General features: G+C 72.4%; 25 protein-coding genes. 17 read left to right on the top strand and 8 right to left on the bottom strand.

All coding sequences use genetic code 11. The annotated features are described in order from the left end of the window. The first annotated feature begins 59 nt into the window (after positions 1–59). The 7 genes from urtB to ABZS37_RS16195 all read left to right on the top strand — a co-directional run bounded on the left by urtB (position 60) and on the right by ABZS37_RS16195 (position 5,790). Entirely contained in the window at positions 60–956 is an 897-nt protein-coding gene (urtB, locus tag ABZS37_RS16225) for an urea ABC transporter permease subunit UrtB (RefSeq protein ID WP_355169625.1), read from the top strand. Further along, the gene (gene urtC, locus ABZS37_RS16220; protein WP_355169623.1) at positions 953–2,131 is read left to right on the top strand and encodes an urea ABC transporter permease subunit UrtC; all 1,179 of its coding nucleotides are present in this window, start codon (positions 953–955) and stop codon (positions 2,129–2,131) included. Before urtB ends, urtC begins: the two co-directional genes overlap by 4 nt. Then, positions 2,128–2,904 (top strand): urea ABC transporter ATP-binding protein UrtD, encoded by a 777-nt coding sequence (gene urtD, locus ABZS37_RS16215; RefSeq protein ID WP_355169621.1) that lies wholly within the window; start codon positions 2,128–2,130, stop codon positions 2,902–2,904. The genes urtC and urtD overlap by 4 nt, the downstream gene beginning before the upstream one ends. Next, positions 2,904–3,596 carry an urea ABC transporter ATP-binding subunit UrtE gene (urtE, locus tag ABZS37_RS16210; RefSeq protein WP_355169619.1) on the top strand — a complete coding sequence of 231 codons (693 nt, stop codon included), beginning with the start codon at positions 2,904–2,906 and terminating at the stop codon, positions 3,594–3,596. The genes urtD and urtE overlap by 1 nt, the downstream gene beginning before the upstream one ends. Positions 3,597–3,704: 108 nt before the next feature. Continuing rightward, positions 3,705–4,175: a molybdenum cofactor biosysynthesis protein gene (locus ABZS37_RS16205; RefSeq protein WP_355169617.1), complete on the top strand. Its 471-nt coding sequence runs from the start codon at positions 3,705–3,707 to the stop codon at positions 4,173–4,175. Positions 4,176–4,285: 110 nt separating this feature from the next. Beyond that, positions 4,286–4,984 (top strand): nucleotidyltransferase domain-containing protein, encoded by a 699-nt coding sequence (locus tag ABZS37_RS16200; RefSeq protein WP_355169615.1) that lies wholly within the window; start codon positions 4,286–4,288, stop codon positions 4,982–4,984. Continuing rightward, a complete protein-coding gene (locus ABZS37_RS16195; protein ID WP_355169613.1) occupies positions 4,981–5,790 on the top strand; it encodes a nucleotidyltransferase domain-containing protein in 810 nt (269 codons plus the stop codon). The genes ABZS37_RS16200 and ABZS37_RS16195 overlap by 4 nt, the downstream gene beginning before the upstream one ends. Here the strand turns inward: ABZS37_RS16195 and ABZS37_RS16190 are convergent. From ABZS37_RS16190 to ABZS37_RS16180, 3 genes are all read right to left on the bottom strand, one after another. After that, positions 5,777–6,154 carry a nuclear transport factor 2 family protein gene (locus ABZS37_RS16190; protein ID WP_355169611.1) on the bottom strand — a complete coding sequence of 126 codons (378 nt, stop codon included), beginning with the start codon at positions 6,152–6,154 and terminating at the stop codon, positions 5,777–5,779. The genes ABZS37_RS16195 and ABZS37_RS16190 overlap by 14 nt on opposite strands. Before the next feature lie 104 nt (positions 6,155–6,258). Next, positions 6,259–6,678 carry an ATP-binding protein gene (locus ABZS37_RS16185; protein ID WP_355169609.1) on the bottom strand — a complete coding sequence of 140 codons (420 nt, stop codon included), beginning with the start codon at positions 6,676–6,678 and terminating at the stop codon, positions 6,259–6,261. 187 nt (positions 6,679–6,865) lie between these two features. Beyond that, positions 6,866–7,198: a nuclear transport factor 2 family protein gene (locus ABZS37_RS16180; RefSeq protein ID WP_355169607.1), complete on the bottom strand. Its 333-nt coding sequence runs from the start codon at positions 7,196–7,198 to the stop codon at positions 6,866–6,868. Between the two features lie 179 nt (positions 7,199–7,377). On the opposite strand from ABZS37_RS16180, the gene ABZS37_RS16175 reads away from it, so the two are divergent. Together ABZS37_RS16175 and ABZS37_RS16170 are read left to right on the top strand one after the other, a co-directional pair. Beyond that, on the top strand, positions 7,378–7,764 hold the full coding sequence (locus ABZS37_RS16175; protein ID WP_355169605.1) for a DUF2267 domain-containing protein: 387 nt from the start codon (positions 7,378–7,380) through the stop codon (positions 7,762–7,764). A 167-nt stretch (positions 7,765–7,931) separates the two neighbouring features. Beyond that, positions 7,932–8,900, top strand: a complete 969-nt coding sequence (locus ABZS37_RS16170; protein WP_355169603.1) for a hypothetical protein — start codon at positions 7,932–7,934, stop codon at positions 8,898–8,900. A 50-nt stretch (positions 8,901–8,950) separates the two neighbouring features. Here the strand turns inward: ABZS37_RS16170 and ABZS37_RS16165 are convergent, their stop codons facing one another. Both ABZS37_RS16165 and ABZS37_RS16160 read right to left on the bottom strand, forming a co-directional pair. After that, the gene (locus ABZS37_RS16165; protein ID WP_355169601.1) at positions 8,951–11,356 is read right to left on the bottom strand and encodes a ricin-type beta-trefoil lectin domain protein; all 2,406 of its coding nucleotides are present in this window, start codon (positions 11,354–11,356) and stop codon (positions 8,951–8,953) included. A 242-nt stretch (positions 11,357–11,598) separates the two neighbouring features. Beyond that, entirely contained in the window at positions 11,599–12,444 is an 846-nt protein-coding gene (locus ABZS37_RS16160; RefSeq protein ID WP_355169599.1) for a copper resistance protein CopC, read from the bottom strand. A 103-nt stretch (positions 12,445–12,547) separates the two neighbouring features. On the opposite strand from ABZS37_RS16160, the gene ABZS37_RS16155 reads away from it, so the two are divergent. From ABZS37_RS16155 to ABZS37_RS16145, 3 genes are read left to right on the top strand one after another with little or no spacing between them, the layout of a single operon-like run. Next, on the top strand, positions 12,548–13,006 hold the full coding sequence (locus tag ABZS37_RS16155) for a hypothetical protein (RefSeq protein WP_355169597.1): 459 nt from the start codon (positions 12,548–12,550) through the stop codon (positions 13,004–13,006). A gap of 5 nt (positions 13,007–13,011) precedes the next feature. Then, on the top strand, positions 13,012–14,352 hold the full coding sequence (locus tag ABZS37_RS16150) for a hypothetical protein (protein ID WP_355169595.1): 1,341 nt from the start codon (positions 13,012–13,014) through the stop codon (positions 14,350–14,352). 36 nt (positions 14,353–14,388) lie between these two features. Next, a complete protein-coding gene (locus tag ABZS37_RS16145) occupies positions 14,389–15,222 on the top strand; it encodes a nucleotidyltransferase domain-containing protein (RefSeq protein ID WP_355169593.1) in 834 nt (277 codons plus the stop codon). Here ABZS37_RS16145 and ABZS37_RS16140 read toward each other — a convergent pair. The 3 genes from ABZS37_RS16140 to ABZS37_RS16130 form a co-directional block, all read right to left on the bottom strand. Then, positions 15,179–16,573 carry an FAD-dependent oxidoreductase gene (locus tag ABZS37_RS16140; protein WP_355169591.1) on the bottom strand — a complete coding sequence of 465 codons (1,395 nt, stop codon included), beginning with the start codon at positions 16,571–16,573 and terminating at the stop codon, positions 15,179–15,181. The two genes, ABZS37_RS16145 and ABZS37_RS16140, sit on opposite strands and share 44 nt — an antisense overlap. A gap of 181 nt (positions 16,574–16,754) precedes the next feature. Further along, positions 16,755–18,413, bottom strand: a complete 1,659-nt coding sequence (locus ABZS37_RS16135; RefSeq protein WP_355169589.1) for a hypothetical protein — start codon at positions 18,411–18,413, stop codon at positions 16,755–16,757. Positions 18,414–18,651: 238 nt separating this feature from the next. Beyond that, positions 18,652–20,226 carry a bifunctional NAD(P)/FAD-dependent oxidoreductase/class I SAM-dependent methyltransferase gene (locus ABZS37_RS16130; protein ID WP_355169587.1) on the bottom strand — a complete coding sequence of 525 codons (1,575 nt, stop codon included), beginning with the start codon at positions 20,224–20,226 and terminating at the stop codon, positions 18,652–18,654. 74 nt (positions 20,227–20,300) lie between these two features. On the opposite strand from ABZS37_RS16130, the gene ABZS37_RS16125 reads away from it, so the two are divergent. From ABZS37_RS16125 to ABZS37_RS16105, 5 genes are all read left to right on the top strand, one after another. Further along, positions 20,301–20,894 (top strand): helix-turn-helix domain-containing protein, encoded by a 594-nt coding sequence (locus ABZS37_RS16125; RefSeq protein WP_355169585.1) that lies wholly within the window; start codon positions 20,301–20,303, stop codon positions 20,892–20,894. A gap of 246 nt (positions 20,895–21,140) precedes the next feature. Then, complete coding sequence (locus tag ABZS37_RS16120) at positions 21,141–22,124, top strand: zinc-binding alcohol dehydrogenase (protein ID WP_355169583.1); 984 nt, start codon at positions 21,141–21,143, stop codon at positions 22,122–22,124. Positions 22,125–22,126: 2 nt separating this feature from the next. After that, positions 22,127–22,525 (top strand): 6-carboxytetrahydropterin synthase, encoded by a 399-nt coding sequence (locus tag ABZS37_RS16115; RefSeq protein ID WP_354994333.1) that lies wholly within the window; start codon positions 22,127–22,129, stop codon positions 22,523–22,525. A gap of 80 nt (positions 22,526–22,605) precedes the next feature. Beyond that, positions 22,606–23,634 carry a glycosyltransferase family 4 protein gene (locus ABZS37_RS16110; RefSeq protein WP_355169661.1) on the top strand — a complete coding sequence of 343 codons (1,029 nt, stop codon included), beginning with the start codon at positions 22,606–22,608 and terminating at the stop codon, positions 23,632–23,634. Further along, positions 23,631–24,449, top strand: a complete 819-nt coding sequence (locus ABZS37_RS16105; protein WP_355169581.1) for a class I SAM-dependent methyltransferase — start codon at positions 23,631–23,633, stop codon at positions 24,447–24,449. Before ABZS37_RS16110 ends, ABZS37_RS16105 begins: the two co-directional genes overlap by 4 nt. Positions 24,450–24,492: the final 43 nt, after the last annotated feature.

Here is a 24,492-nt window from a genome sequence, read left to right as displayed (position 1 = left end):
GGCCCGGGCGGGGCGCGTTGCCGCGCGGCCCGCCCGGGCCACCCGACCAGCAGTTCGGAGTGCCCACCGTGACAGTCCTCTTCGGTCAACTCTTCACCGGCATCAGCATCGGCGCGGTGCTGCTGCTCATCGCGCTCGGTCTCGCGCTGACCTTCGGCCAGATGAACGTGATCAACATGGCGCACGGTGAGTTCATCATGGCCGGCGCGTACACCACCTATGTCCTGCAGCAGAGCATCACCGGCGCCGGCCTGTCACTGGTGGTCGCGTTGCCGGTGGCATTCGTTGTCGCCGGAGCCATGGGCGTGCTGCTGGAGGTGCTGCTCATCCGCCGGCTCTACGCCCGGCCGCTGGACACCCTGCTGGTCACCTGGGGGGTGTCGCTGATGCTGCAGCAACTGGCCCGGGACGTCTTCGGCAGCCCGAACGTGCAGACCCGTGCGCCCGAGCTGCTCACCGGCAACGTGGCGCTGCCCGGCGGGCTGACCATCGCCAACAACCGGCTGTTCATCCTGGCCCTGGCGTTGGCCGCCGTCGCGGCGCTCACCCTGGCGCTGCGGCTCACCCCGCTCGGGCGCCGCATCCGCGCGGTGGTGCAGAACCGCGACCTCGCCGCGGTGTCCGGCATCGCCACCTCCCGGGTCGACCGGACGACCTTCTTCATCGGCTCCGGCCTGGCCGGGCTCGCCGGGGTGGCGCTCACCCTGCTCGGTCCGATCGGCCCGACCATGGGCACCAACCTGATCATCGACGCCTTCCTGGTCGTCGTGGTCGGCGGGATCGGCCAGCTCAAGGGGAGCGTGCTCGTCGCCTTCGCCCTCGGCGTGCTCCAGGCCACCGGGGAGTACCTGACCACCCTCAGCGTCGCCAAGGTGATCGTGTTCGTGGCGATCGTCGCGTTCCTCCAGTGGCGGCCACAGGGCCTGTTCACCCTGCGGACCAGGAGCCTCGCATGACCGCCGTCACCCCTGCGCCCCCCATCGTCGCCACCCCACCGGCGCCCGCACCCCCGGCCCGGCCCGGTGGTCGCTCGCGGTTGCGTACGGTGGCCGGTTTCGCGTTCGGCGCGGCGCTGTTGTTCGCCGTGGCGCCGCTGGTGTTGTCGGACTTTCGGCTGTCCCTGCTCGCCAAGTACCTCTGCGTCGCCATGGTCGCCGTCGGTATCGGGATCGCGTGGGGCCGGGGCGGGATGCTCACCCTCGGCCAGGGCGTCTTCTTCGGCCTCGGCGGCTACGCGATGGCCATGCACCTCAAGCTCGCCGACGCGGGCCCGGGTGGGATGCCCGACTTCATGCAGCTGTACGGGCAGCTCGACGAACTGCCTCTGTGGTGGACGCCGTTCGCCAGCCCCTGGTTCGCGCTGCCCGCGACGGTGCTGCTGCCGATGGCGGTCGCCTTCGGGCTCGGCTCGCTGGTCTTCCGCCGCCGCGTCCGCGGTGCGTACTTCGCCATCCTCAGCCAGGCGCTCGCCGCCGCGATGGTGATCCTGCTGATCGGGCAGCAGGGCACCACGGGCGGCACCAACGGGCTCACCGACATCAAGGGCTTCTTCGGCTACGACCTGGACGACCCGGTCAACCAGAGGATGGTCTACTTCATCATCGCCGGGACGCTGCTGGCGTTGCTCGCGCTGACCCGCCAGCTCATGCACAGCCGCTACGGCGAGCTGCTGGTGGCGGTCCGCGACGGCGAGGAACGGGTGCGCTTCCTCGGCTATGACCCGGCCTCGGTCAAGCTCGTCGCGTACGTCGTCGCGGCCGGTATGGCCGGCCTGGCCGGGGCGCTGTTCGTGCCCGCCGTGGGCATCATCTCGCCCGCGCTGATCGGCATCGTCCCGTCGATCGAGTTCGTCATCGGGGTCGCGGTGGGTGGTCGGGCCACCCTGCTCGGCCCGGTGCTCGGCGCGGTGGCGGTGGCCTGGGCGCGTACCGCCCTGTCCGAGCGTTTCCCGGGCACCTGGACGTACCTCCAGGGGTTGCTCTTCGTGGTCGTGGTGGCGTTCCTCCCCGGCGGCCTGGCATCGCTGTGGGCGCTGGCCCGCCGCCGTGACGGCGGCGCGGAACCACGCCGGCGCGCGTGGTCACCACCAGGTCGTCGGCGCGCCGAGCGGACGGAGGTGCCGGCGGCATGAGCGGCGACCGGCTGGACGGGTTGTCCGTCCGCGACGTGCGGGTCAGCTTCGACGGTTTCACCGCCGTCGACGGCGTCTCGCTGGAGGTGCCGGCCGGTGACATCCGGTTCCTGATCGGGCCGAACGGTGCCGGCAAGACCACCCTGGTCGACGCGATCACCGGCCTGGTCCGGGCCACCGGCTCGGTCCGGTTCGGTGATGATGAGTTGCTCGGCAGGCCGGTGCACCGGATCAGCCGGTTGGGCATCGGGCGGACCTTCCAGACCTCGACGGTCTTCGAGGAGCTGTCGGTGCTGCAGAACCTCGACATCGCGGCAGGCGCCCGGCGCAGCTGGGCGACCCTGGCCCGCCGGCGCCGGGACATCCCCGACGAGGTGGCCGCCGCACTGGAGACCATCGGGCTGGCCGGGCGGGCCGAGCACCTCGCCGGGACGCTCGCGCACGGCCAGAAGCAGTGGCTGGAGATCGGCATGCTGCTGGTGCAGGACGCGCGCCTGCTGCTGCTCGACGAGCCGGTCGCCGGGATGAGCCATGAGGAGCGCGACGCCACCGGTGCCCTGCTGGAGACGGTGAGCCAGGACCGCACGGTCGTCGTGATCGAGCACGACATGGACTTCCTGCGCCGGTTCGCGCGCAGCGTGACCGTGCTGCACGCCGGTCGGGTGCTCAGCGAGGGCACGGTGGCGCAGGTCCAGGCGGACCCGCGCGTGCAGGAGGTCTACCTTGGCCACCCGGTCGACGCCGGGTCGGCCCGCACCGGCCTGGAGGCATGATGCTGACGCTGCGCGGGGTCCACGCCGGGTACGGGCGTAGCCGGGTGCTGCACGGTGTGGACCTCGCCGTCCCGCCGGACGGGGTGGCCGCGGTGCTCGGGCACAACGGGGCCGGCAAGAGCACCCTGCTGCGGGTCGCGGCCGGCCTGCTGCGCCCGAGCGCCGGCATCGTCGAGCTGGACGGCGCGGACGTCACCCGCCTCGGACCGCACGAGCGGGTGGCGCGGGGGATGGCGTACGTCCCACAGGGCCAGCAGTGCTTTCCACACCTGACCGCGGCGGAGAACCTGCGGCTGGTCGCCGACGGCCGGCGCGACGGGGCGGTGGCCACGGCGGAGGTGCTGGATCTGTTTCCGGCGCTGCGCCCGCTGCTGCGGCGTCGGGCCGGGCTGCTCTCCGGCGGTCAGCGCCAGCAGTTGGCCATCGCCCGGGCCCTGATCACCCGGCCCCGGCTGCTGATGCTCGACGAGCCGACCGAGGGCATCCAGCCGTCGGTGGTCGCGGAGATCCAGGAGCGGATCGTGGAGTTGACCCGGCAGTCCGGGTTCAGTGTGCTGCTCGTCGAGCAGCACCTGGGTTTCGCGCTGCGCGTGGCGGACCGCTACCACGTGCTGGAGTCCGGCCGGGTCACCTCACACGGCGACGGGGGTGTCACGGCCGAGCGGGAGGTGCGTGCGGCCCTGGCGGTGTGAGCCGGAGGCCCGGCTCAGGGGCTGGACGCGAAGAGTCGTCGCCGTCACCCGGCGGCGCAGTCCACCAACCTGGCCCGGAGGGCCCCGACGGTTCGTAGAATCCCTGCCATGCCGGAGATCGTCGAGTTGTTGGCCTCGCCCGTGCACCGCTTCCTGGGCCGGCCCGCCGACGGTCCGGCGCCCGCCCCGCCCGGTGAGCTGGTCGAGATGGTCCAGATCCGGGCCGGCCTCGGCGTCGTCGGTGACCGGTACTTCGGCCAGGAGGCGCACCGCGACGCCAGCGTCACGGTCATCGCCCGGGAGTCATTGCCGGTCGGCATCGGCCTGGCGGAGGTCCGGCGCAACATCCTCACCACGGGGATCGCCGTGGACGAACTGATCGGCCGGGTGCTGGTCCTGGACTCCGGAGACGGGCCGGTCAGCCTGCGGGTCAACCGGGCGGCCCGGCCCTGCGCCTGGATGGACGTCACCGTCGGCCCGGGGGCGTGGAAGGCGCTGCGCACCACGGGTGGCATCCGCTGCATGCCCCTCAACGACGGCACCCTGCGTATCGGCCCGGTCGACGCCGTTGTGAGCTGACGCCGTTGTGAGCTGAGGAAAGGACTCGACGGTGGCGCCCGGAACCGACATGGTGTGCACCGGACACGCCCCGGTTGGGGCGGGCAACGCAGTGCTCGGGGGAGGCGGCAATGGAGCATGCGCTGACGGATCAGCTGGTCGACGACCGGACGATCCTGCAGGTGGTCGTGGGCTCCCGCGCGTTCGGGCTGTCCGGTGCGGCCTCGGACACCGATCGACGCGGGGTGTACGCCCTGCCGGCCTCGGCGTTCTGGGGGCTGCGGAAACCCGCGTGGCATCACGACGGGCCACTCCCGGAGCAGGTGCGGTGGGAGGTGGAGCGGGTCTGCGTGCTGGGGTTGGCGGCGAACCCCACAGTTCTGGAGGTGCTGCACTCGCCGCTGGTCGAGACATGCACCCCGCTGGGCGCGGAACTCCGGGCGCTCACGCCGGCTTTCCTGTCCCGGCGAGTGGCTGACACCTACCTGCGGTACGCCACCGCCCAGTTCGGCAAGGCCGAGCGTGGGATCGCCCGCGCCGGCGTTCCGGTGTGGCGGCACGTGATGCACCTGGTCCGGCTGCTGACCGCCGGGGGTGACCTGGTCCGCACCGGTCGTCTGGTGCTGGACGTGGGCGCCGATCGGGACCGTCTGCTGGCTGTCAAGGCCGGTGAGGTGCCCTGGGACGAGGTTGTCGCCTGGCGGGACCGGCTGGTGAGCCGGATGACGGCGGACCTCGCCACCAGCCCGTTGCCCGACCGGCCCGACGAGGCGAGGGTCGAGCAGTGGTTGATCTCGGTCCGGGACCGCTCCGTGCGGTGTTCGGCATGACGGCCTGGGAGGTCGCCGGCCTGCCTGCCGGCGTCGACCTGACGGGCATCGTCACCGAGCAGCCGTACCCGCTGGTGTTCGCCACCGTCTCCGGCGCCCACCTGTACGGTTTCCCGTCCACCGACTCGGACGTCGACCTGCGCGGCACGCATCTTCTCCCGTTGGAGGACGTGATCGGGCTGGCACAGCCGGCCGAGACCCACACGGTCATGACCGACCGCGACGGCGTGGAGCTGGACCTGGTCACGCACGACCTGCGCAAGTTCGTGCGGCTGATGCTGCTGCGTCGGAACGGCTACGTGCTCGAACAGCTGCTGTCACCGCTGGTGGTGCACACCACCGCGGTGCACGCGGCGTTGGTCGAGATGGCGCCGCTGGTGTTGACCCGGCACCACGCGCACCACTACCGCGGCTTCGCTGCCACCCAGCGGCGGCTGTTCGCCACAACTGGCGAACTCAAACCACTGCTGTACGCCTTCCGGGCGCTGCTCACCGGCGTCCACCTGATGCGTACCGGTCGGATGCTGGCGCACCTGCCGAGCCTGCTCGACGCCGAATCGACGCCGGCGTACCTCCCCGACCTGATCGCGGCGAAGCGGGCCGCCGAAAACGGCGGGCTGGACGACCTCGTCGCCGGCGCGATCCTCGACCGCGACCTCGCCGAGTTGCTGTCACGGCTCGACCAGGCGCAACACGACACCCGGCTACCCGAGCAACCCGCCGGGTCGGCTCAGCTCAACGACCTGGTGGTGGCGGCCCGGCTGGCGGATCCGCGGACGACCGGTGGGCCGGTCAGACCGGGCTGATGTGTGCCGCGATGACCCGCCAGCCGTGCAGGTCGTCGTGGACCCACGTCCGGGTGTAGCGCAGGCGCGCCGCGACCGGTGCCCCCTCGAACACGCCGGCCACCCGGCCAAGGAAGAAGGTCACCCCGGTCGACCCGACGACGAGCAGGTCAAGCTCCTCCTCGACCAACTCCTCCACCACCGAGCGGCGGTCCCGGTGGGCGGCCAGGTCGTCCTGCTTGGTGTACGCACGGCCGTCCGGGCCGATGGCGATCAGCTGGTCGACGAGCAACTGGTCGAGGGCGGCGACGTCGCCGGCCCGCTGGGCGGCCTGCAGGGTGCGCTCGGCATCGAGCAGCTCTGCCTCGCGTGCGCTGTCCGGCATCGTGCCGTCCTCCCGATCGGGGCCAACCCGGTGTCACCGTCGGCGCGGGCTGTCCGCATTGTGGCAGCCAACGTGGCCCGAGCGGGTGTGGATCGCCGCCCAATTCACAGACTCAGGCGGATCCGTACGACGGTCCCCTCGGGGCCGGTGAGCACGGCGACCTCGTCGCAGACCTGCTCCACGATCGCCAGCCCTCGACCCCGCACCGCGTCGGCGGTCGGCATGCCCCGCCCGAACACCCGCGTCGGCCCATGGTCGACGACGTCGCAGAACAGCTGGCCCGACTCGGCCCAGAGTCGGACCCGGCCGCCGTCGGTGGTGTGCTGCAACGTGTTGGTGGCCAGCTCGCTGACTGCCAGCGTCAGCAGCTCCACCCGTTCGGGCGGCAAGCCCCGGGCCAGCGCCCCGGCGCTGACGAACGTGCGGAGCATTCGCACATCGGTCGCCACCTCGTAGGCCATGGTGTCCGGGAGGCGGGGGGAGACGCGCTGCCCGGCAACGGTCTCCCGTCGCTCGGCTGGCATCAGCCCGCCGGTTGCGGGTCGCCGGTCATCGTCACCACGATCCGGCCGGGTGCCGCGGACGTGCGAGCCTCCAAGTGCGCCATCGGGCAGCAACAACCCTTCTCGTAGCGACAGTGGGTATCGCGACATCATCTCACCCGCCGGCCCCTTGGCTGTCTCGTCCGTTCGGGGGTCGATCAGCCCGGCCCTACGGACGGATGTCCAGGGCACCGATCAGGTCGTCGCGCAGCGTGAACCGGTACCGCAGCTCGACCGGGCTGCCGGGAAAGTCGCCGGACACCCGGGTGAGGACCAGGTACGAGTCGCCCGCCTGGGGCGTGACACGTACCGGCTCGGAGGTGTACGCGTAGGCATCCATCGTCTTCTGCCGCCAGGCGCGGATCGAGGCCCGTCCGTCGTACAGCCGGTCCTCGTCGGCAACGCTCGCGGTGTCCGAGAAGCAGGCGACGAAGGCATCCAGGTTCCGGTCGTTGATGGCCCGGAAGTACCGATCGATCACGTCGGGCAGGTCGACCGCCATCTGTTCCTCCTGCGGCACGGGCCGCCGTGGGGCAGCGGCCGGGTTCCCGGTCCGACCTCACCGTACGAGAAGGGGACAGCGTGGCGCGGAGCAACCAACAGAACCATCGCACTCCGGCTGCCGGGTTTGCTGCCGGTGGGCACGGGTAGCCACGCGTTTCCGGAACGAAGGGCGGGGGCATGGCCGAGCTGACGTTCGTCGACAAGGTTGCGGCGCGGGCGGGCGTCCCGCCGGAGCAGGCGCGCCCACTGACCGAGGCCGTTCTGCGGACTCTCACCGAGCGGCTCAGCGGCGGTGAGGCGGGCGCGTTGGCCCCCCACCTGGCCGCCGAGCTGAGCCCCCTGCTGGTCAAGGCCGCGGAGCCGCCGGAAGCGTTCGGCTACGACGAGTTCCTGCGTCGGGTGGCCGACCGCGCCGGGATCGACCGGACGACCGCCGAGCGGGGCATCCGGGCCGTCCTTCAGACGATGCACCGGGTGGTCGGGCATCGGGAGTTCGAGGACGCGCTGGCCCAACTCCCGGCGGATCTGCGGGCGTTGGCCCAGCCGCTGCCGCACGGTCCCTGACCGACAACTCCACCGTCGGACGCCCAGGCATCGATGACCGTTCGGTCCCTGGCGCGCCGTCGCGGCACCACGTCTACTGTGCGTTACCGATCGAACGCGCAGTGGTGGTGCCTGGTCGCGCCTACTCGCCGGGCCTCCGCCGCTCCGAGCCGAGGAGCGCCCCCTTGATGCCCATGGTGTCCCCGCGCACCCTGCTGACCGCTGCGGCGGCGACCGTCGTCGCGCTGACCACCCTTGCCTCCGCTCCCGCCGCCGCGTCCCCGCGCACCTACCGGGTCATCGACCTGGGCACCCTGAGCGGGGGCGACGGCGGCGCGACGGCGATGAACGACCGCGGCGACATCGTCGGGTGGAGCACCGTCGCCAGCGGCGCCCGGCACGCCGTGCTCTGGCGCCACGGCGTCATCACCGACCTCGGCGTGCTGCCGGGCGACACGGATTCCACCGCCGTGGACATCAACGAGTTCGGCGACGTGGCAATCACCTCCTTCGGCACGGATTACCTGACCCGGGCGGTGCTCTGGCGCGACGGCCACCTTCTCGACCTGGGCACCCTGGGCGGGGAGAACAGCGTGGCGATCGGCGTCAACGACCGGCGGCAGGTGCTCGGCACCAGCGAACCGGGTGGCGACATGCCGCACCGCTTCCTGTGGCGCAACGGCGTCTTTACCGACCTGGGCCGGGAGTACTTCTACGAGTTCACCAGCGACTTCAACAACTCAGGCGACGTCGTGGGCGGGTTCAACGTGCCACCGCAGGACTACCCGTGCACCTGCGTCGGCGGTCGCTTGCGCGACGGAGTGTTCACCCAGATCGGCAGCGAGGCCATCGGGGTCAACAACCGGGGCCAGGTGGTGGGCTCGGCCGACGGGCGGGCGTTCCGCTGGCAGAACGGGACGCTGACCGACCTGGGCACCCTCGGCGGGAGCTGGAGCCGAGCCATCGCCATCAACGACCGGGGCGTGGTGGTGGGCCTCAGCACCACCACCTCTCAGTGGCACCCGTTTCTCTGGCGCAACGGGGTGATGACCGACCTGACCACCCGGGGTGTGCTGGTGACGGACACGATCGAGGACATCAACATCTGGGGTCAGCTGGTCGGCGCCCGGGCGAATCGACCGCTGCTCTTCCGCTGAGCGACGGGGCGCGGCCTGACCAGCGGTCCGACCACGCCCCTCGTCCACCGTCAGCCGGTTACCCCACTACTGACCACCCACTTCTGATGGGCGCCGCCCGCGTACGTGCCGAGCTGGATCTGTGTGCCGTCCGTGGTGCTACCGCCGGCGGCCTCCAGGACCTTGCCGGACTGCGGATTGCGGATCGACCCGTCGGCTTGCGGCTGCCAGACCTGCGCGCCGGTGCCGTTGCAGGTCCAGAGCTGAACCTTCGTGCCGTTGGCGGTGCCGCCGTTGTCCACATCCAGGCACTTGCCCAGCACCCGGTACGTCTCGCCGACCCGGGTCCACAGTTGCGCTCCGGTGCCGTTGCAGTTCCAGAGCTGGATCTTCGTGCCGTCCGCGGTGCCGGCGTTGTCGACGTCCAGGCACTTGCCGCCCGCCCCGGTGATGGTCCCGCCAGCCGGCGGCGGCGGACTGCCCGGGATCGAGTTGAGCGTGTACCACGCCTCGGTGCTCCACAGTGACTGGCCGCTGGTGGAGGTGAACGGGCGAGGCGAGCGCAGGTGGACGACCCGCCCGGCCTTACGACCGGCCACCGCGAGGGTGACCTTCTTCCCGTCCGCCGAGAGGGTGGCCGAGGTGACCGTCAGCGTCTCCTCGTCGATCTTCGGGCCGCCGTAGCTGGCCGTCGCCTGGTACCGCCACTGCTTGACCTTGTAGTGCGCGGCCAGGTCGGCGGCGGTTTCCGTCGAGACGGGCTGGGTGTACTCCACCTCGAAGCCGGCCGTGGTGGCCCGCATGGCGAGCATCTCGAACGCCGTGGTGCTGTTCGGGGTGAGCTTCTGCAGGCCGTACGACAGCTTGCCGGTCTGGCCCCAGTTGCCGCCCGCGCCGAGCCCGCCGACGTAGATCGCGCCGTCCGGGCCGAGGTTGACCTCGGAGACGCCCGCCTCCAGGCCCTGGGTGAGCCGGAACAGGGCGCCCTGGTACTCGCCGTTGACCTTCTCCACCGAGGCCCGTTGGAGGCCGCCGTACGTCACGTCGCCGATGACGAACTGGCCGGCGTATCGACCGCTGGTCAGGTACAGCGGCGTGCTGGGCGAGTTGGCGATCTCGTTCTGTGGCATCCAGAGCACCGGCGGGGTGACCGGGTTGGCGTCGAACGGGCCGGCCGGGTTCGTGAAGTGGTTGAAGAACCGGCCCTGCTTGATGTGCACCAGCTTCGACGAGGGCAGCCAGCCGCCCTGGTTGTCGGTGACGAAGATGCCACCCTCCGGGCCCCATCCGATGCCGTGCGGGGTGCGCAAACCGCCGGCGACGTAGCTGACCGCGCCGGTGTCCTTGTTGACCTTCAGGGTGCTGCCCCGGTTGGCGGCGGGCTGCGGGTTGGTGGTCGCGCCGCCGGAGTTGATCGACACCGACAGGTTCAGGTAGAAGAAACCTCCCTGGTAGAGCAGGCCGAACGCGAACTCGTGGAAGTTGCCGCCGTACGGCCAGGTGGCGACCGTCTGGAGCTGGTCGGCCACCTCGTCGCCGGTCGTGTCCACCAGCCGGGTCAGCCGCTGCTTCTCCGAGACGTAGACGACCCCGTCGACGACCTTGAGCCCCATCGGCTCCTTGAGACCGCCGGCGATCTTCTTGGTGGTCACGTTGCCCGGCCCGGTCGTGCCGCCGGTGTTGCTCATGATCCAGACCTCGCCGTCCTGCGAGGTGCCGGACTGATCGCTGCCACCCCAGGTGGAGATGACCAACCGGCCGTCGGTCAGCCAGTCCATGCCGGTGACCTTGGGCTGGAAGCCGGAGGGCCGCAGGTTGGTCAGCGTGTAGCCGGGGTGCACAGCGGTCAGCGGCAGGCCGTCACCGGGGGTGTCGGTGATGCCCAGGCACTCCTTGCGGCCCGGTGCGGTCACCCGGACCACGCCGGCGTCGGTGCTCAGCGCCGAGTTCGGCACGACCACGAAGGACGATGACCCCGGGGTCTTCCATTCCAGGGTGATCTGCTGCCCGCCGTCGCGCTCGAAGTGGTCGATGCGCAGGGGGTGCAGCCCGGCGGCGAGGGTGACGGTGCCCTCCTTGGGCGGGGTCGCGCCGTGCAGGCCGTCGTGGTTGATCACCACGGTGTTGCCGATCGACAGTTTGGATCCGTCGTCGCTGCTGAGCCGGAACGTGTAGCTGCCGGCCTGGGTGGTGGTGATGTTGCCGAGCACCTGCGAGACGAAGTTGTTGTCGAAGCCGAAGTCGGCGGGCGACGTCCAGTTGATCGTGGACATCAGCCTGTCCACGTTCGGGGTCTGCGCGGGCTTGAGGGTGCAGATCTCGGAGAGCGGCACCTGCACGTCGAAGACGCGCAGCGTGACACCCGGTTCCTGCTCGGGGGCGGCGGTGGCCGGGGCGGCCCAGAAGCCGGCGGCGAGGACGAGTGCCAGCGCACCCAGGACAGGACTGCGGAGTCGGCGTAGCAGGCGTGTGCCCATCGTTCCTCCAGGAGAGAGCGGAGTGTCCGACGGCCTGTGGATCAGTGGTGGGGGTGGCCGCCGGCCCGGCTCCGAAACGTCCTCGACGCCGACGAGTGACGATGCGGAAACACCGGGTTGATGGGTCGAGACATTAAGGCGTTTCGATGGAAGAGTCCATGGCTTCGCGTCGATACATCAAAAGTTCTCAATGTTCGCGCGAAAGTTCATGGCGGTACGCCGAGAATGCCCGGTACGGCGGCCTAGCGCCGCCCGCGTCGGGCCGGACCGCCGGCCCGATTGCCTGCCTTGCGGGCCGGAGCGCCGGCCTTGCGTGTTGAGCCGGCAGGCCGGCGGCTCGGAGTCGAGGCCGAGCGCGCGGCGGGTCGACGGCGGGCCGCCACCAGCACGATGGCGGCGACCACGGCGACGATCAGGGCCGGCACCAGCCAGGCCGGGAACCCACCGTCCTGCTGCTTCTCGGTGGCGCCGGCCGGATCGTTCGCCGGGGCACCGGTAACGGCCGCCGGGCTGCCGGCCGCACCCGGGTTCGCCGACGGCGAGCCCTCCATCAGGGCGAGCAGTGCCGGCTCCGGCCCGGCCGTGGGCGCCGTCCAGCCGGCCGGCGCCGCCGTGCTCGCACCCTGGTAGTCGAAGGTGACGGTGCCTCGTACCGCCTCACCGTCGGAGGCGACGGAGAGGTAGTTGGCCGTGTAGCGGCCCTTCGCCGGCCAGTGCGCGACGGTCACCATGGCCGGGAAGCCCGTGTGGTAGAGCCGCGGCTCGAACACGCCGTTGACCATGAAATATTCCTGGACCGGCTTGTCCAGCCGCTTCGGCTCGCCGTTCGACCAGCCGCTGTCCACTCGCGACCCGTTCGGCCCGGTGATGGTGAAGTGGGCGTTGGAGGCCGGCTTCTCGGTGAAGTACAACGCCACCTGCGTCAGTGGCTCGCGCACAACGGTGCCGGTCAGCGGGGTGGAGGTCGCCAACTGGCCGTGCGCGGAAGCCGGAGCGGCGGGCAGCAACAGCGACACCACAAGCGTCGCCGCCAGCGCCGCCATGGTGCGGCTCAGGACGTGACGCGCAGTGGCCAGTCTCGATCGCATTCGTTCATCATGGTCATTTCCCCGCTGCCGAACAAGACGTAGAGTTCTCACCCCGACGATCAACTCGACACCCCGTCCCCCTCGCGTCGTTCGGAGTCCGCCCGTGTTCGTCCGTACCCCCGCCTTCCGCACCTCCGCCGCCCTCGCCGCCAGCGTCCTCACCGCGCTGCTCCTCACGGGTTGCGGGCAGGGCGACGACCCCTCCGTGGCCACCCCCTCGACCCCACCGACGTCCGCCGCGCCGCCGAGCGTCGCCACGGTCAGCCCCACACCCAGCGCCACTGCCAGCGCTCCGGCCGCGGACCGGGAGATCACCGTGACGATCGCGAAGCGGCGGGTCGACCCACCGACCGGGCGGGTGACTGTGGGTAAGGGCGAGCTCGTCCGGATCACGGTCACCTCGGATGTGCCGGACGAGCTGCACGTGCACGGCTACGACCTGGGCGCCCGACTGCCGGCCGGCACGCCCGCCTCGGTGGAGTTCCGGGCCGACAAGACCGGGTTGTTCGAGGTGGAGACGCACGAGACCCAGCTGGTGCTGTTCCAGCTCGTCGTCCGCTGAGCGAGATGACGGCCGCTCCCACGCTGCTGGCACACGGCGTCGGTGGCCGCCAGGACCTGCCGATCACGCTGCCGCAGCTCGTCATCGCCGCCGCACTGACCCTCGTCGTCACGTTCCTCGCGCTGGGCCTGCTCTGGCGCGAACCCCGACTCGACCGGGACGCCACCGGCGGCCGCCCGGTGCCGCAATGGCTCGCCCGGCTCGTCGACGCGCCCACGTTCCGGTGGGCACTGCGCGGGCTCGGCCTGCTCGCCGCCGCCTGGTTCTGCCTGGGTCTGCTGGGCGGGCCCGACACCGCGGACAACCCGACGGCCGGCGCGCTCTACGTGCTGCTCTGGGTCGGGCTGGCGCCGCTGTCGCTGCTGCTCGGGCCGGTCTGGCGGGCGGTCAACCCGCTGCGTACCGTGCACCTGCTCGCCGCGCTGGCAGCGCGCCGCGACCCGAACCGTGGGATCCGTGAGCTGCCGGCCGGCATGGGCTTGTGGCCGGCAGCCGTCACCCTGTTCGGCTTCGTCTGGCTGGAACTGGTCGCACCCGACCGGGCCACCCTGCCGGTCATCACCGCCTGGCTCGCCGCGTACGCGGTGGTCATGCTGGCGGGGGCGGCGATGTTCGGCGCCGGCTGGTTCGACCGCGCCGACCCGTTCGAGGTGTACAGCGCCCTGATCGGTCAGCTCGCCCCGATCGGCCGGGCCACGGACGGCGTGCTCGTGTGGCGCAACCCGCTCGACGGGATCGCCGGGCTGGGGCCCCGCCCCGGGCTGGTCGCCGTGGTGACCGTGCTGCTCGGCTCGACCATGTACGACAGCCTCTCCAACGCGCCGGCCTGGCTGCGCTTCAGTCAGGAGAACGGCCTGCACCCGGCGGTCACCGGCAGCGTCGGGCTGATCCTGGTCGTCGCCGCCGTCGCGGTGGCGTACCTCGCCGCCACCCGAGCCGCGGCCCGCATCGGCCGCGCCGACCCGACCGACGCCCGAGGGGTGCCGGGCGAGATCGCCCACTCGATCGTGCCGATCGCGGTGGGCTACGTGGTGGCGCACTACTACTCGCTGCTGATCCTGGAAGGTCAGCGCACCGTGGCGCTGCTCTCCGACCCCCTGGGCACCGGTGCCAACTGGCTCGGCACCGCCGGCTGGGAGCCGTACACCGGGCTGGTCACGCCCTCCGGGGTGGCCACCCTCCAGATCACCGTCATCATCCTCGGGCACCTGCTCGGCACGCTGCTCGCCCACGACCGCGCCCTGTACCTGTTCCCCCGGGCCCGGGCGGTGGCCGGCCAACTCCCGCTACTGGGGCTGATGGTCGCGTACACCGTCGCCGGTCTGCTGTTGCTCTACGCGGGGTAGTTCAGCCCGGTTCCGACTCTTGCGTCAAGATGGCTCGTGGACTCCGATCTCCAGCGCTACCTCGATGACCTGGTCACCGCCGCCCGGGGCGTGCTCGGGGCCGATCTGGTCGGCGCGTACGCGGCCGGATCGGTGGGGCTCGGCGCGTACCAGGCCGGCCGCAGCGACGTGGACGTGGCGCTGGTCAGCGCCGGGCCGCTCACCGAGGCCGCCAAACGGGCGCTGGTGGCACGGCTGCGGCACGAGGCGCTGCCCTGCCCGGCGCGCGGGCTGGAGTTGGTCGTCTACCGACGGCCGGTGGCCGCCTCCGGCACCCCGGAGCCTGGTTTCGAGGTCGAGCTGAACACCGGGTCCGGCATGCCGTTCCGCTACACCCTCGACCCCGCCGACCGGCCGGCCGCCGACGGCCGGTTCTGGTACGGGCTGGATCGCAGCATCCTGCACCAGAGTGGGCTGCCGTTGCTCGGGCCGCCCGCGGGGGAGGCCTTTGCCGACCTCACCCCGGCTGACCTGCGTCACCTGCTGATCGAGGCGCTGTCCTGGTGGCTGGCCCTGCCGACACCGCCGGACGACCAGCCCGCACCCGGTACGGAGGACGCGGTGCTCGGCGCCTGCCGATCGCTGGTGCGTCACCGCGACGGCGTCTGGCTTGCGAAGGTGGCGGCCGGTCAGCGGCTGATCGACGCCGGTGACCGGGCCGAGGTGATCCATCGCGCGGTCGCCGCGCGGGACGGTGGTCCACCGCCCACCGGGGTCCAGGCCAGGGCCTTCCAACAACGGGTACGCGACGAGATCGTCGCCTTCGCGCCAGCCGGCCGCGTGACCGTCAGCGGACCGGGCGGGACTGGATCGAGGCGAAGAGCAGGTTGAGGCCCTCGGCCATGGTCGGGTGGGTGATGACCGCGTCCCGTAGGGCGGTCCACGGCATTGCGGCGAGCATGGCCAGTTGCACCGAGGTGATCACCTCACCGGCTTCGGCTCCGAGCAGCGCCGCGCCGAGGATCCGGTCGGTGCCGGTGTCGATGACCGCCTTCCACATGCCCTCGGTCTGACGCAGGGTGCGCGCCCGGGGGATCGCGGCGACCGGCAGGTGGGCGACCTGGACGTCGTACCCGGCGCGGCGCGCCTCGGTCTCGGTGAGCCCCACCCGGGCCAGCTCCGGGGTGGTGAAGACGGTGTACGGGATCAGCCGGTCGGCGGTGCTGCGCTGCCCACCCGCGAGATTCGCCCGGATGATCCGGTAGTCGTCCAGCGAGACGTGGGTGAACTGTGGGCTGCCGGCGACGTCCCCGGCCGCCCAGGTCCGCTCGGCGCTGGTATGCAGCTGCTCGTCGACCACCACGAAGCCCCGGTCGTCGAGCCGGACGCCGGCCGCGTCCAGGCCCAGCCCGTCGGTGACCGGTTCCCGGCCGACCGCCACCAGCACGTCATCCCCGGTCACCAGGCTGCCGTCGTCCAGCGTCACCCGGACCGTGTCGTCGGCGTTGCGGTCGACGCGGGCGACCGTGACGCCGACGCGCACGTCGATGCCGTCGTCCATGAAGACGCGCGTCACCGCGTCGCTCACATCGGGATCCTCGCGGGTGAGCAGCCGAGGGCCGCCCTCAACCAGCGTCACCGTGCTGCCGAACGACGCGAACATCTGCGCGAACTCCACCCCGACGGTGCCGCCCCCGAGCACCACCAGCCGGGTCGGCAGTCGGTCCAGGCGCAGCAGCGTGTCGCTGGTCAGCACCCCGGCCTCGGCCATTCCGGGCACCGACGGCAGATGCGGGCGCGTACCCGTGTTGATCACCACGTCAGCGCCGCGCAGCAGCCGCTCGCCGCCGTCGGCGAGCGACACCCGCACGGTCCGAGGGCCGACGAACCGGGCCTGACCGATCACCAGGTGCAGACCGGAGTCGAGGAACTGCTGCCGGTTGGCGGCCACCATCCCCTCGACGACGTCCTGCTTGTGGGCGCGCAACAGGTCCACGTCGACCCGGCCGCCCTCGACCACCAGGCCGAGCGCGGATGCGTCACGCAGGTGACGTGCCGTCCGCGCGCTGGTCACCAGCGCCTTCGTCGGGATGCACGCGACGTTGATGCAGCTGCCGCCGATCATGCCGCGTTCGACCATGGCGACCCGCTGCCCGGACCGGGCGACGTCCATGCTCAACGTCTTTCCGGCCTTGCCGCCGCCCACGACGAGCAGGTCGAACTCCTCCGGTCGGTCGGTCACCCGGCGCTCCTCTCGGCCGCCGGCCCGGGCCGGCAGGCCGCCGCTGATGCGCGGGGCCAAACCCAGCCTGCCAGCTCAGATGGGACCGTCGACCCGGATCCGCGAGCCCGCCAGTTACGACCGGACCGTCGTCCCGGGCCCGTGCGGATTCGCTCCGGGCCCGGGTCGACCGCTGCTGAGGTCAGTGCCGGGAGGTGCCGTTTTCGCTGACCGGCTGCCCGAAGGCCAGGAACGGCACGGGCGTTGGGGCGTCAGGTCGGGTGAAGATCCGCTCGGCGACCGGCTCGGCATCGTCGGTGGGCCCGTCCGGGACGGCCGTCCGATCGGCAGACACGTTCGCCGGTACGTCCCCGGTGGCCGGTCCGCCACGGTGCTCATCACCGAGCTGGCCGCTGCCGGCGTGGTCGATCACGGGATCGTCGCTGCTGGCCTGGTCGACCACGGGCTGATCGATGGAGGGTCGCTCAGCGTCGCTTCGGTCGCCGGGTCGCTCGGCTCCGAGCCGGTCAAGGCTGTGCCGGTCAAGGGTGGGTCGGTCGAAGGTGGGTCGGTCGGCGCTGGAACGGGAAGCCACCATCGGGTATTCGGCGGTCTCCGGACCGCCGGCGGCCGCGGCCATGACCGCGGCGGAGGCGAGGTCGGCCACCCGCTTCGCTTCCCGTTGCACCCGGGCACGGACCTCCTTGGCGTGCCGCTCGGCGGAGTCCCCGGCCCGTCGGGCCTCGTCCAGCCGGGCGCTCTCGGCGGTGAGATCCCGCCGGACCTCGCTCAGTCGCTGCTGCATCCGCGACAGCTCGTTTTCCAGCGTCTCGCCCTCCTGACGGACCTCGGCGAGCTGCTCGCGGGCGGTGTCCAGCTCGGCGTGCAGTTGGGTGGCCTCCTCCTGGCGCTCCTCGATCTCCTGCTGCAGGGCGGTGAGCTGCTCCTGGTGGCTGGCGGCCTGCTCGTCGGCGCGGTTGCGCAGCTCGGTCACGTGCTGTTGCGCCTCGGCCAGCAGGGCGGCGATCTGCTGCTCGGTCGCGCTGCTCTGCTCGGCGAGCTCCTGCTCAGCGGCGGCCTGCTGCTCGGCGATCTCCTGCTCGGCGGCGGTCCGTCGCTCGTTGACCTCCCGCTCCACGGCGGCCTGCCACTGGGCCATCTCCTGCTGGTTCTTGGCGCGCGCCGACTGGAGCTCCTGCTGGATCTGGGTGCGGGCCGACTTCATCAGCGCGTCGGCGGCGACCCGGGTCTGGTTGAGCTGCTGGGCGCTCTGTTCGGTGATCCGCTTCGCCTCGTGCTGGGCGCGCTCGTGCGTGGCCTCACCATCGGCGCGCAGCTGCTCCGCGTGCTCGCGGATCGCGGTCAGCTCGGCCTCGGCCAGGGTGCGCCGCTCCTCGTACGCCTGCTCCTGCTCGGCTCGCCGGGCCGCCACCTCCTCCGCCAGGTCCTGGCGTGCCTGCGCGGCCCGTTCTCGGGTGTCGGCGAGGATTCGCTCCGACTCGCTGCGCAGCTCGTTCGCCCGGTCGGTGGCCGACTCGGTGATCATCCCGGCCTGCTTCTCGGCAAGCGCCATGATCTCGCCGACCATCGGGCCCAGATCGTGGAATGAGGCGCGGTCCACCTGCACCGGTTGCTCCTGTAGTTCGGCCAGTTCGGCACGCAGCCGCTGCACCTCGGCGGTCAGCTCACGGACCCGTACGGCGGACTGTCCATGCTCCCGGCTCAGCATCGCGATCTGCCCGTCGAGCTGCTCCAGGTGCCGGTCCACCTGGCGTTTGTCGTAGCCGCGCAGGGCGAGCTCGAAGCTCGGCCGCGAGGCCGCATCGTCGCGTACTGCGTGCGGCTCAGCGCCGATGGACATGCACCATCCTCCGTATGATCGGGGTGCCAGGGTCGGCGGTCGACTGCCCCGCGGGCCGTCAGTGTGGCGCAACGCTACCGCCGAGCCGACCCTGTGCGAAGTCCCGCCCCACCACCTTTCACACCGCCGCGCGCCGTCGCCCCATTCCCGCGTCGATCATGGACTTGTGGTGCCGGGAAGCTGGCGATCCGCCACCTTTGTCACCCACCACCACTTCATGATCGACGCGGGTTGCCGACTAACGGCGGCGAGCCAGGAGGACCGCGTCGTGGAGGGTGATGTCCTGGCCGTTCGGGTCGGTGGCCGGGCGGGGGCGGGCCTCGGCGGCCAGCACCTCCCAGCGCGACGGGTCCAGGGCGGCGGCGACGTCCTCGGCGGTGTACATCATGTCCGGCATGTGCATCCGGCGCGCCGACGTCCACAGATCCGACGGGTGGTGCCCGACGATCAGCAGGACACCGCCCGGTGCCACCGCCGCGGCCAACCGGGCGAACAACTCCCGCCGCTGCACCGGGGGTAGATGCATGAACTGCGCGGACACCAGGTCGTACGTCTCCTCGGCGGGCGGCTTGTCGCGCAGGTCGGCGTGCGTGAACTCGATCCGGTCGCCGACGCCAGCGGCGTCGGCGTGCTCGGAGGCCCGGCCCAGTGCGGTGGCGGAGATGTCCACCGCCGTCACCCGCCAACCGCGCTCGGCCAGCCACACCGCGTCGGCGCCCTCGCCGCTACCCACGTCCAGCGCGCGCCCCGGGGCCAGGTCCGCGACCTCGGCGACCAACTGCGGGTTCGGCCGCCCACTCCACACCGCCGGCCGGGACTGATAACGCTCCTCCCACGCCGGCTCCTCGAACGTCGTGGCCACCAACTGCCGGTACGCGGCCACCGCGTCACGGGTCTCCTCGGCGATGAGATCGGCGTTGATCGCCGCCCCGGCGTTGAGGCCGGCAGCGGCGGACGTGATGACCTGGCCACGCAGGTCGGCGACATTGCCGGCCACCCAGACACCCGGGACGGTTGTCGCCCCGGTGGCGTCGGCCGGGATCTGGGCACCGATCACGTGCTCACCCATCATCACCTCCTCCGGGGCCAGACCCAGCCCCACCAGCAGGTCGGCGCGGGGAGTCAAGCGCGTCGCCACCACGACCGCGTCCAGCGCCACCACCCGGCCATCGGCCAGCCGTACGCCGGTCAGCGCGTCCCCGGTCACCTCCACCGCGGCGACCGGACCCGGCACCACGGCGATGCCCCGGGCGGCGAGCCGCTCGGCGGCCTCCTCGTCCGGTGCGGGGGCGTCGTGCAGCAGGAGCAGCACGTCGGAGCTCCACTGTCGCCACATCTCGGCCTGGTGCACGGCCAGCGGCCCGGTGGCCAGCACGCCGATCCGACGGTCCCGGACCTCCCAGCCGTGGCAGTACGGGCAGTGCAGCACGTCGCGGCCCCACCGCTGTGCCAGCCCGGGCACGTCGGGCAGCTCGTCGGTCAGCCCGGTGGCCACCAGCAGCCGACGGGCCCGCACCGAACCTCCGTCGTCGAGGCTGAGCCGGAAACCGTCGTCGTCGCGGGTCGCGGCCCCCACCCGTCCGGTGCGGAACTGCCCGCCGTACCCGGCAACCTCTGCCCGCCCGGCCGCGACCAGCTCGCCCGGCGGCGTCCCCTCCCGGCCCAGGTAGTTGTGCACCTGGTCGGCCGGCGCGTTGCGGGGCTCACCGGAGTCGATCACCAGCACGGACCGTCGGGCCCGGGTCAGCGCCAGGGCTCCGCTGAGCCCCGCGGCGCCGCCGCCCACCACCACCACGTCGTATGTCTCGTCCACCGGTATCTCCCTGTATTTGTCGACTGAGCCCACCATCCGCCGTCCCCGACCAAGTGGCAACTATCCTTGCCGTTATGGCAAACGAGGACACTGCCGCGCTGGCGGCCGTCGGCCCCCGGCTGCGCGCCCTGCGCCACCAGCGAGGAACCACGCTCACCCAGCTCGCCGACCTGACCGGCATCTCGGTGAGCACCCTGTCCCGCCTGGAATCCGGCACTCGCAAACCCACGCTGGAGCTGCTGCTCCCGCTGGCCCGGGCCTACCAGGTGCAACTGGACGAGCTGGTGGACGCGCCAGCCACCGGCGACCCACGGGTACGCTCCAAACCGATCGTCATGCACGGCATCACGTTTCTGCCGCTGACCCGCCGACCGGGGGGCCTGCAGGCGTTCAAACTGATCTTCCCGCCGGACGCGCCCACCGGGGACCGAACGCAGCAGACCCACGAGGGCTACGAGTGGCTCTACGTGCTCTCCGGCCGGCTGCGCCTGTTGCTCGGCGAGAACGACCTGACGCTGATTTCGGGCGAGGTGGCCGAGTTCGACACCCGGATCCCGCACCGGATCCTCAACCCTGGCCCCGGCACCGCCGAGGCGCTTGTCCTCTTCGGGCCGCAGGGGGAGAGGCTGCACGTCCGGGCCCGCCCCGCCGCCTCCGACAAGGGGTAGTCGGGGACCTCAGCGGGAGCCAGCCTGGCTGGCCAGCCGCAAGGACGTCGTGGCTGCGCGGCTGTTCGTACCCCGCGGGCATGACCACGGTCGGAACTGGCACGTCGACGTAACACCTCGACTCGATCAGCAGGCCACTTCGAACTGTGGACACCGCAGCTCCGTGTTTATGATCGACGGCCCTGACGGGAACATGGGGAACGTGGCTGTTCGGTTCGGCCGGGAGCAAAGGTGAGGTGTGCGACGGTGATCCGTGAGGCGTACGCCTGCTGGGTGCGTGAGCCCGGCGTGGCGGAGATCCGGGCGGTGTCGCTGCCCGCCCCGGGCCCGGACGACGTGCTGGTCCGAGCCTGTTACTCGGGGGTCAGCCGGGGCACCGAGACGCTGGTCTTCGCCGGCCGGGTGCCCCCCGACCAGTACGCCGCGATGCGCGCGCCGTTTCAGGAGGGTGACTTTCCCGGCCCGGTGAAGTACGGCTACCTCAGCGTCGGCGTCGTCGAGCAGGGCCCGCCGGCGCTGCTCGGGCGGACAGTGTTCTGCCTGCACCCGCACCAGAGCGCGTACGTCGTGCCGGCCACCGCCGTGGTGCCCGTGCCGGACGGGGTGCCGCCCGCCCGCGCGGTGCTGGCCGGCACGGTGGAGACCGCGGTGAACGCGCTCTGGGACGCGGCACCGCTGGTCGGCGACCGGGTGAGCGTGGTCGGCGCGGGCATGGTGGGCTGCTGCGTCGCGGCGCTGCTCGCCCGGTTCCCGGGCGTGGACGTGGAGCTGATCGACACCGACGTCCGCCGGGCCGGGGTGGCCGGGGCGCTCGGTGTCCAGTTCGCCCAACCGGGCGAGGCGACCGGCGACCGGGACCTGGTCGTGCACGCCAGCGCCACCGGCGCCGGCCTGCAACGCTCGGTGGACCTGCTCGCGCCGGAGGGCACGGTCATCGAGCTGAGCTGGTACGGCGACCGCCCGGTGCAGGTGTCGCTGGGCGGGGCCTTCCACTCGCGACGACTGACCGTACGCAGCAGCCAGGTCGGCATGGTCGCACCCGCCCGGCGGGGGCGGCGCAGTTACACCGACCGGCTGGCGCTCGCCCTGGACCTGCTCGACGACCCCGCCTTCGACGCGCTGATCACCGGCGCGTCCCGCTTCGCCGAGCTGCCCGACGTGCTCGCCCGACTGAGCACGGGTGACCTGCCCGCGCTCTGCCACCTCATCACCTACGACGACGGGGAGTGACCGTGTTCAGCGTGACCGTTCGGGATCACATGATGATCGCCCACAGTTTCCGGGGCGAGGTGTTCGGCCCGGCGCAGCGCCTGCACGGCGCGACGTTCGTGGTGGACGCGACGTTCCGTCGTGCCGACCTGGACGCCGACGGCATCGTGGTCGACATCGGCCTGGCCACCGAGCAGTTGCGGGCCGTGGTCGGTGAGCTGTCCTATCGCAACCTCGACGACGAGCCCGCCTTCGCCGGGGTGAACACCACCACCGAGGTGCTGGCCCGTACGGTCGCCGACCGGCTGGCCGAGCGGGTGCACGCCGGTGAGCTGGGAGCCGGGGCGCGCGAGCTGGCCGGCATCACCGTCACCCTGCACGAGTCGCACGTCGCGTGGGCCAGCTACGAACGGTCGCTGTGATCGACGCGGGCCGGTCGGCGCCGCTCGACCGGCCGGGCGCGCCCGGCGTCGCCCCGGTCCTCGGGCAGCACCGCCGTGCGGTGCACGTCGTCCTGCCCGGCGACATCGACGACCCGGCCGCGCCCAGCGGCGGCAACACCTATGACCGGCGGATCTGCGCGGGGCTCGGCGAGTGCGGCTGGTTGGTGCACGAGCACGCGGTGCCCGGGGCGTGGCCGCACCCCGGCCGGGCCGACCGGGCGGAGTTGGCCGCGCTGCTGGCCGCCGCGCCGGACGACGCCGTGGTGCTGCTCGACGGTCTGATCGCCTCGACCGTGCCGGACCTGCTCGCCCCGCACGCCCGCCGGCTGCGCCTGGTCGTCCTGGTGCACATGCCGCTGGACGACGAGGCCGAGTCCCGGGCGCTGGCCACCGCGCGGGCCGTCGTCGCCACCAGTGAGTGGGCCCGCCGCCGTCTGCTGCTCCGCTACCCGCTGGCCGCCGACCGGGTGCGGGTCGCGCCGCCGGGGGTGACGCCCGCGCTGCCGGTGCCCCCCGGCTCGGCCGCCGGTGGCCGGCTGCTCTGCGTGGCCGCGGTCACCCGCCACAAAGGCCACGACGTGCTGGTCGACGCCCTGTCCGCCCTGGCCGGGGTGCCCTGGACGCTGGTCTGCGCGGGCACGCTGACCCGGGAGCCGGATCTCGTCCACCGGTTGCGGGAGCTGCTCGCGGGCGCGGGCCTCGCCGACCGGGTGCGGCTCGCCGGCCCGTTGACCGGGGAGGCGTTGGACGCCGCGTACGCCGCCGCCGACCTGCTCGTGCTGCCGTCGCGAGGCGAAACGTACGGCATGGTCGTCACCGAGGCGCTGGCCCGCGGCCTGCCGGTGCTGGGCACCGAGGTGGGCGGCCTACCGGAGGCGCTGGGGCGTGCCCCCGATGGTGATTTGCCGGGGCTGCTGGTCCCGCCGGACGACCCGGCGGCCTTGGCCGGCGCGCTGAGCTGGTGGTTGGGCGACGCCGAGTTGCGGGCCCGGCTGCGACGTGCGGCGCTCGCCCGGCGCGACACCCTGACCGACTGGCCGGCGACCACCGCGCTGCTGGCCGCCGTGCTCGAGGAGGTGGCGGAATGACCGTCGAGGAGACCCTGCCGTTCGCCGACTGGCTGCGGCTGCGCGAGCCGGCCGACGCGGCGGCCCGTGACGAGGACCTGCTGAACGCCGTCCGCCCCCGGCTGACCGGCGAGCATCCGACGGTGATCCACGACCTGGGCAGCGGCACCGGCTCGATGAGCCGCTGGCTTGCCCCCCGGCTGCCCGGCCCGCAGCACTGGGTGCTCTACGACCGCGACGCCGACCTGCTGGCCAGAGCCGCCGAGGGCATGGCCGGGGTGACCGCCGTCGACGGTGCCGCGGTCACGGTGAGCACCCGGTGCGGCGACCTCACCCGGCTGAGCGCCGCCGACCTGGCCGACGGTTCCCTGGTCACCGCGTCCGCGTTGCTGGACATGCTCACCGCCGAGGAGGTCGACCGGGTGGTGGCCGCCTGCGTCGGTTGGCCCACCCTGTTCGCGATGTCGGTGACCGGGCGGGTCCGGCTCATCCCGACCGACCCGCTGGACGGGGCGGTCGAGGCCGCGTTCAACGACCACCAGCGGCGTACCGTCGACGGCCGGCGACTGCTCGGCCCGGACGCCGTCGCCGCCACCACCGCCGCGTTCGCCCGGCGAGGCGTCGACGTGCGGGAACGGCCCAGCCCGTGGCGCCTCGGCCCGGAGCAGGCCGACCTGACCGCCGAGTGGTTCCGGGGCTGGCTGGGCGCCGCCTGCGAGCAGCGCCCCGACCTGGCCGGCCCCGCCCAGGCGTACGCCCAGCGCCGGCTCGCCGACGCGGCGGCCGGCCGGCTTACCGTGCTGGTCGAGCACCGCGACCTCCTCGCGGGTGGATGAACCGTTCACGACCTGGGTACGTGGACTAGGGCAAGTGGACGAT

It is taken from the genome of Micromonospora sp. NPDC005413, from assembly GCF_040606435.1.
In the GTDB taxonomy this organism is placed as follows: Bacteria; Actinomycetota; Actinomycetes; order Mycobacteriales; family Micromonosporaceae; genus Micromonospora.
This window is presented reverse-complemented; position numbering and strand designations above follow the sequence as displayed.

Coding starts and splice junctions, on each gene's coding strand:
- ABZS37_RS16150 (WP_355169595.1), top strand. CDS start 13,012: ATGACGGCCGCTCCCACGCTGCTGGCACACGGCGTCGGTGGCCGCCAG.
- ABZS37_RS16185 (WP_355169609.1), bottom strand. CDS start 6,678: ATGCCAGCCGAGCGACGGGAGACCGTTGCCGGGCAGCGCGTCTCCCCC.
- ABZS37_RS16125 (WP_355169585.1), top strand. CDS start 20,301: ATGGCAAACGAGGACACTGCCGCGCTGGCGGCCGTCGGCCCCCGGCTG.
- urtE (WP_355169619.1), top strand. CDS start 2,904: ATGCTGACGCTGCGCGGGGTCCACGCCGGGTACGGGCGTAGCCGGGTG.
- ABZS37_RS16105 (WP_355169581.1), top strand. CDS start 23,631: ATGACCGTCGAGGAGACCCTGCCGTTCGCCGACTGGCTGCGGCTGCGC.
- ABZS37_RS16165 (WP_355169601.1), bottom strand. CDS start 11,356: ATGGGCACACGCCTGCTACGCCGACTCCGCAGTCCTGTCCTGGGTGCG.
- ABZS37_RS16175 (WP_355169605.1), top strand. CDS start 7,378: ATGGCCGAGCTGACGTTCGTCGACAAGGTTGCGGCGCGGGCGGGCGTC.
- ABZS37_RS16200 (WP_355169615.1), top strand. CDS start 4,286: ATGGAGCATGCGCTGACGGATCAGCTGGTCGACGACCGGACGATCCTG.
- ABZS37_RS16160 (WP_355169599.1), bottom strand. CDS start 12,444: ATGCGATCGAGACTGGCCACTGCGCGTCACGTCCTGAGCCGCACCATG.
- ABZS37_RS16170 (WP_355169603.1), top strand. CDS start 7,932: ATGCCCATGGTGTCCCCGCGCACCCTGCTGACCGCTGCGGCGGCGACC.
- ABZS37_RS16195 (WP_355169613.1), top strand. CDS start 4,981: ATGACGGCCTGGGAGGTCGCCGGCCTGCCTGCCGGCGTCGACCTGACG.
- ABZS37_RS16135 (WP_355169589.1), bottom strand. CDS start 18,413: ATGTCCATCGGCGCTGAGCCGCACGCAGTACGCGACGATGCGGCCTCG.
- urtD (WP_355169621.1), top strand. CDS start 2,128: ATGAGCGGCGACCGGCTGGACGGGTTGTCCGTCCGCGACGTGCGGGTC.
- ABZS37_RS16190 (WP_355169611.1), bottom strand. CDS start 6,154: ATGCCGGACAGCGCACGCGAGGCAGAGCTGCTCGATGCCGAGCGCACC.
- ABZS37_RS16205 (WP_355169617.1), top strand. CDS start 3,705: ATGCCGGAGATCGTCGAGTTGTTGGCCTCGCCCGTGCACCGCTTCCTG.
- ABZS37_RS16180 (WP_355169607.1), bottom strand. CDS start 7,198: ATGGCGGTCGACCTGCCCGACGTGATCGATCGGTACTTCCGGGCCATC.
- urtC (WP_355169623.1), top strand. CDS start 953: ATGACCGCCGTCACCCCTGCGCCCCCCATCGTCGCCACCCCACCGGCG.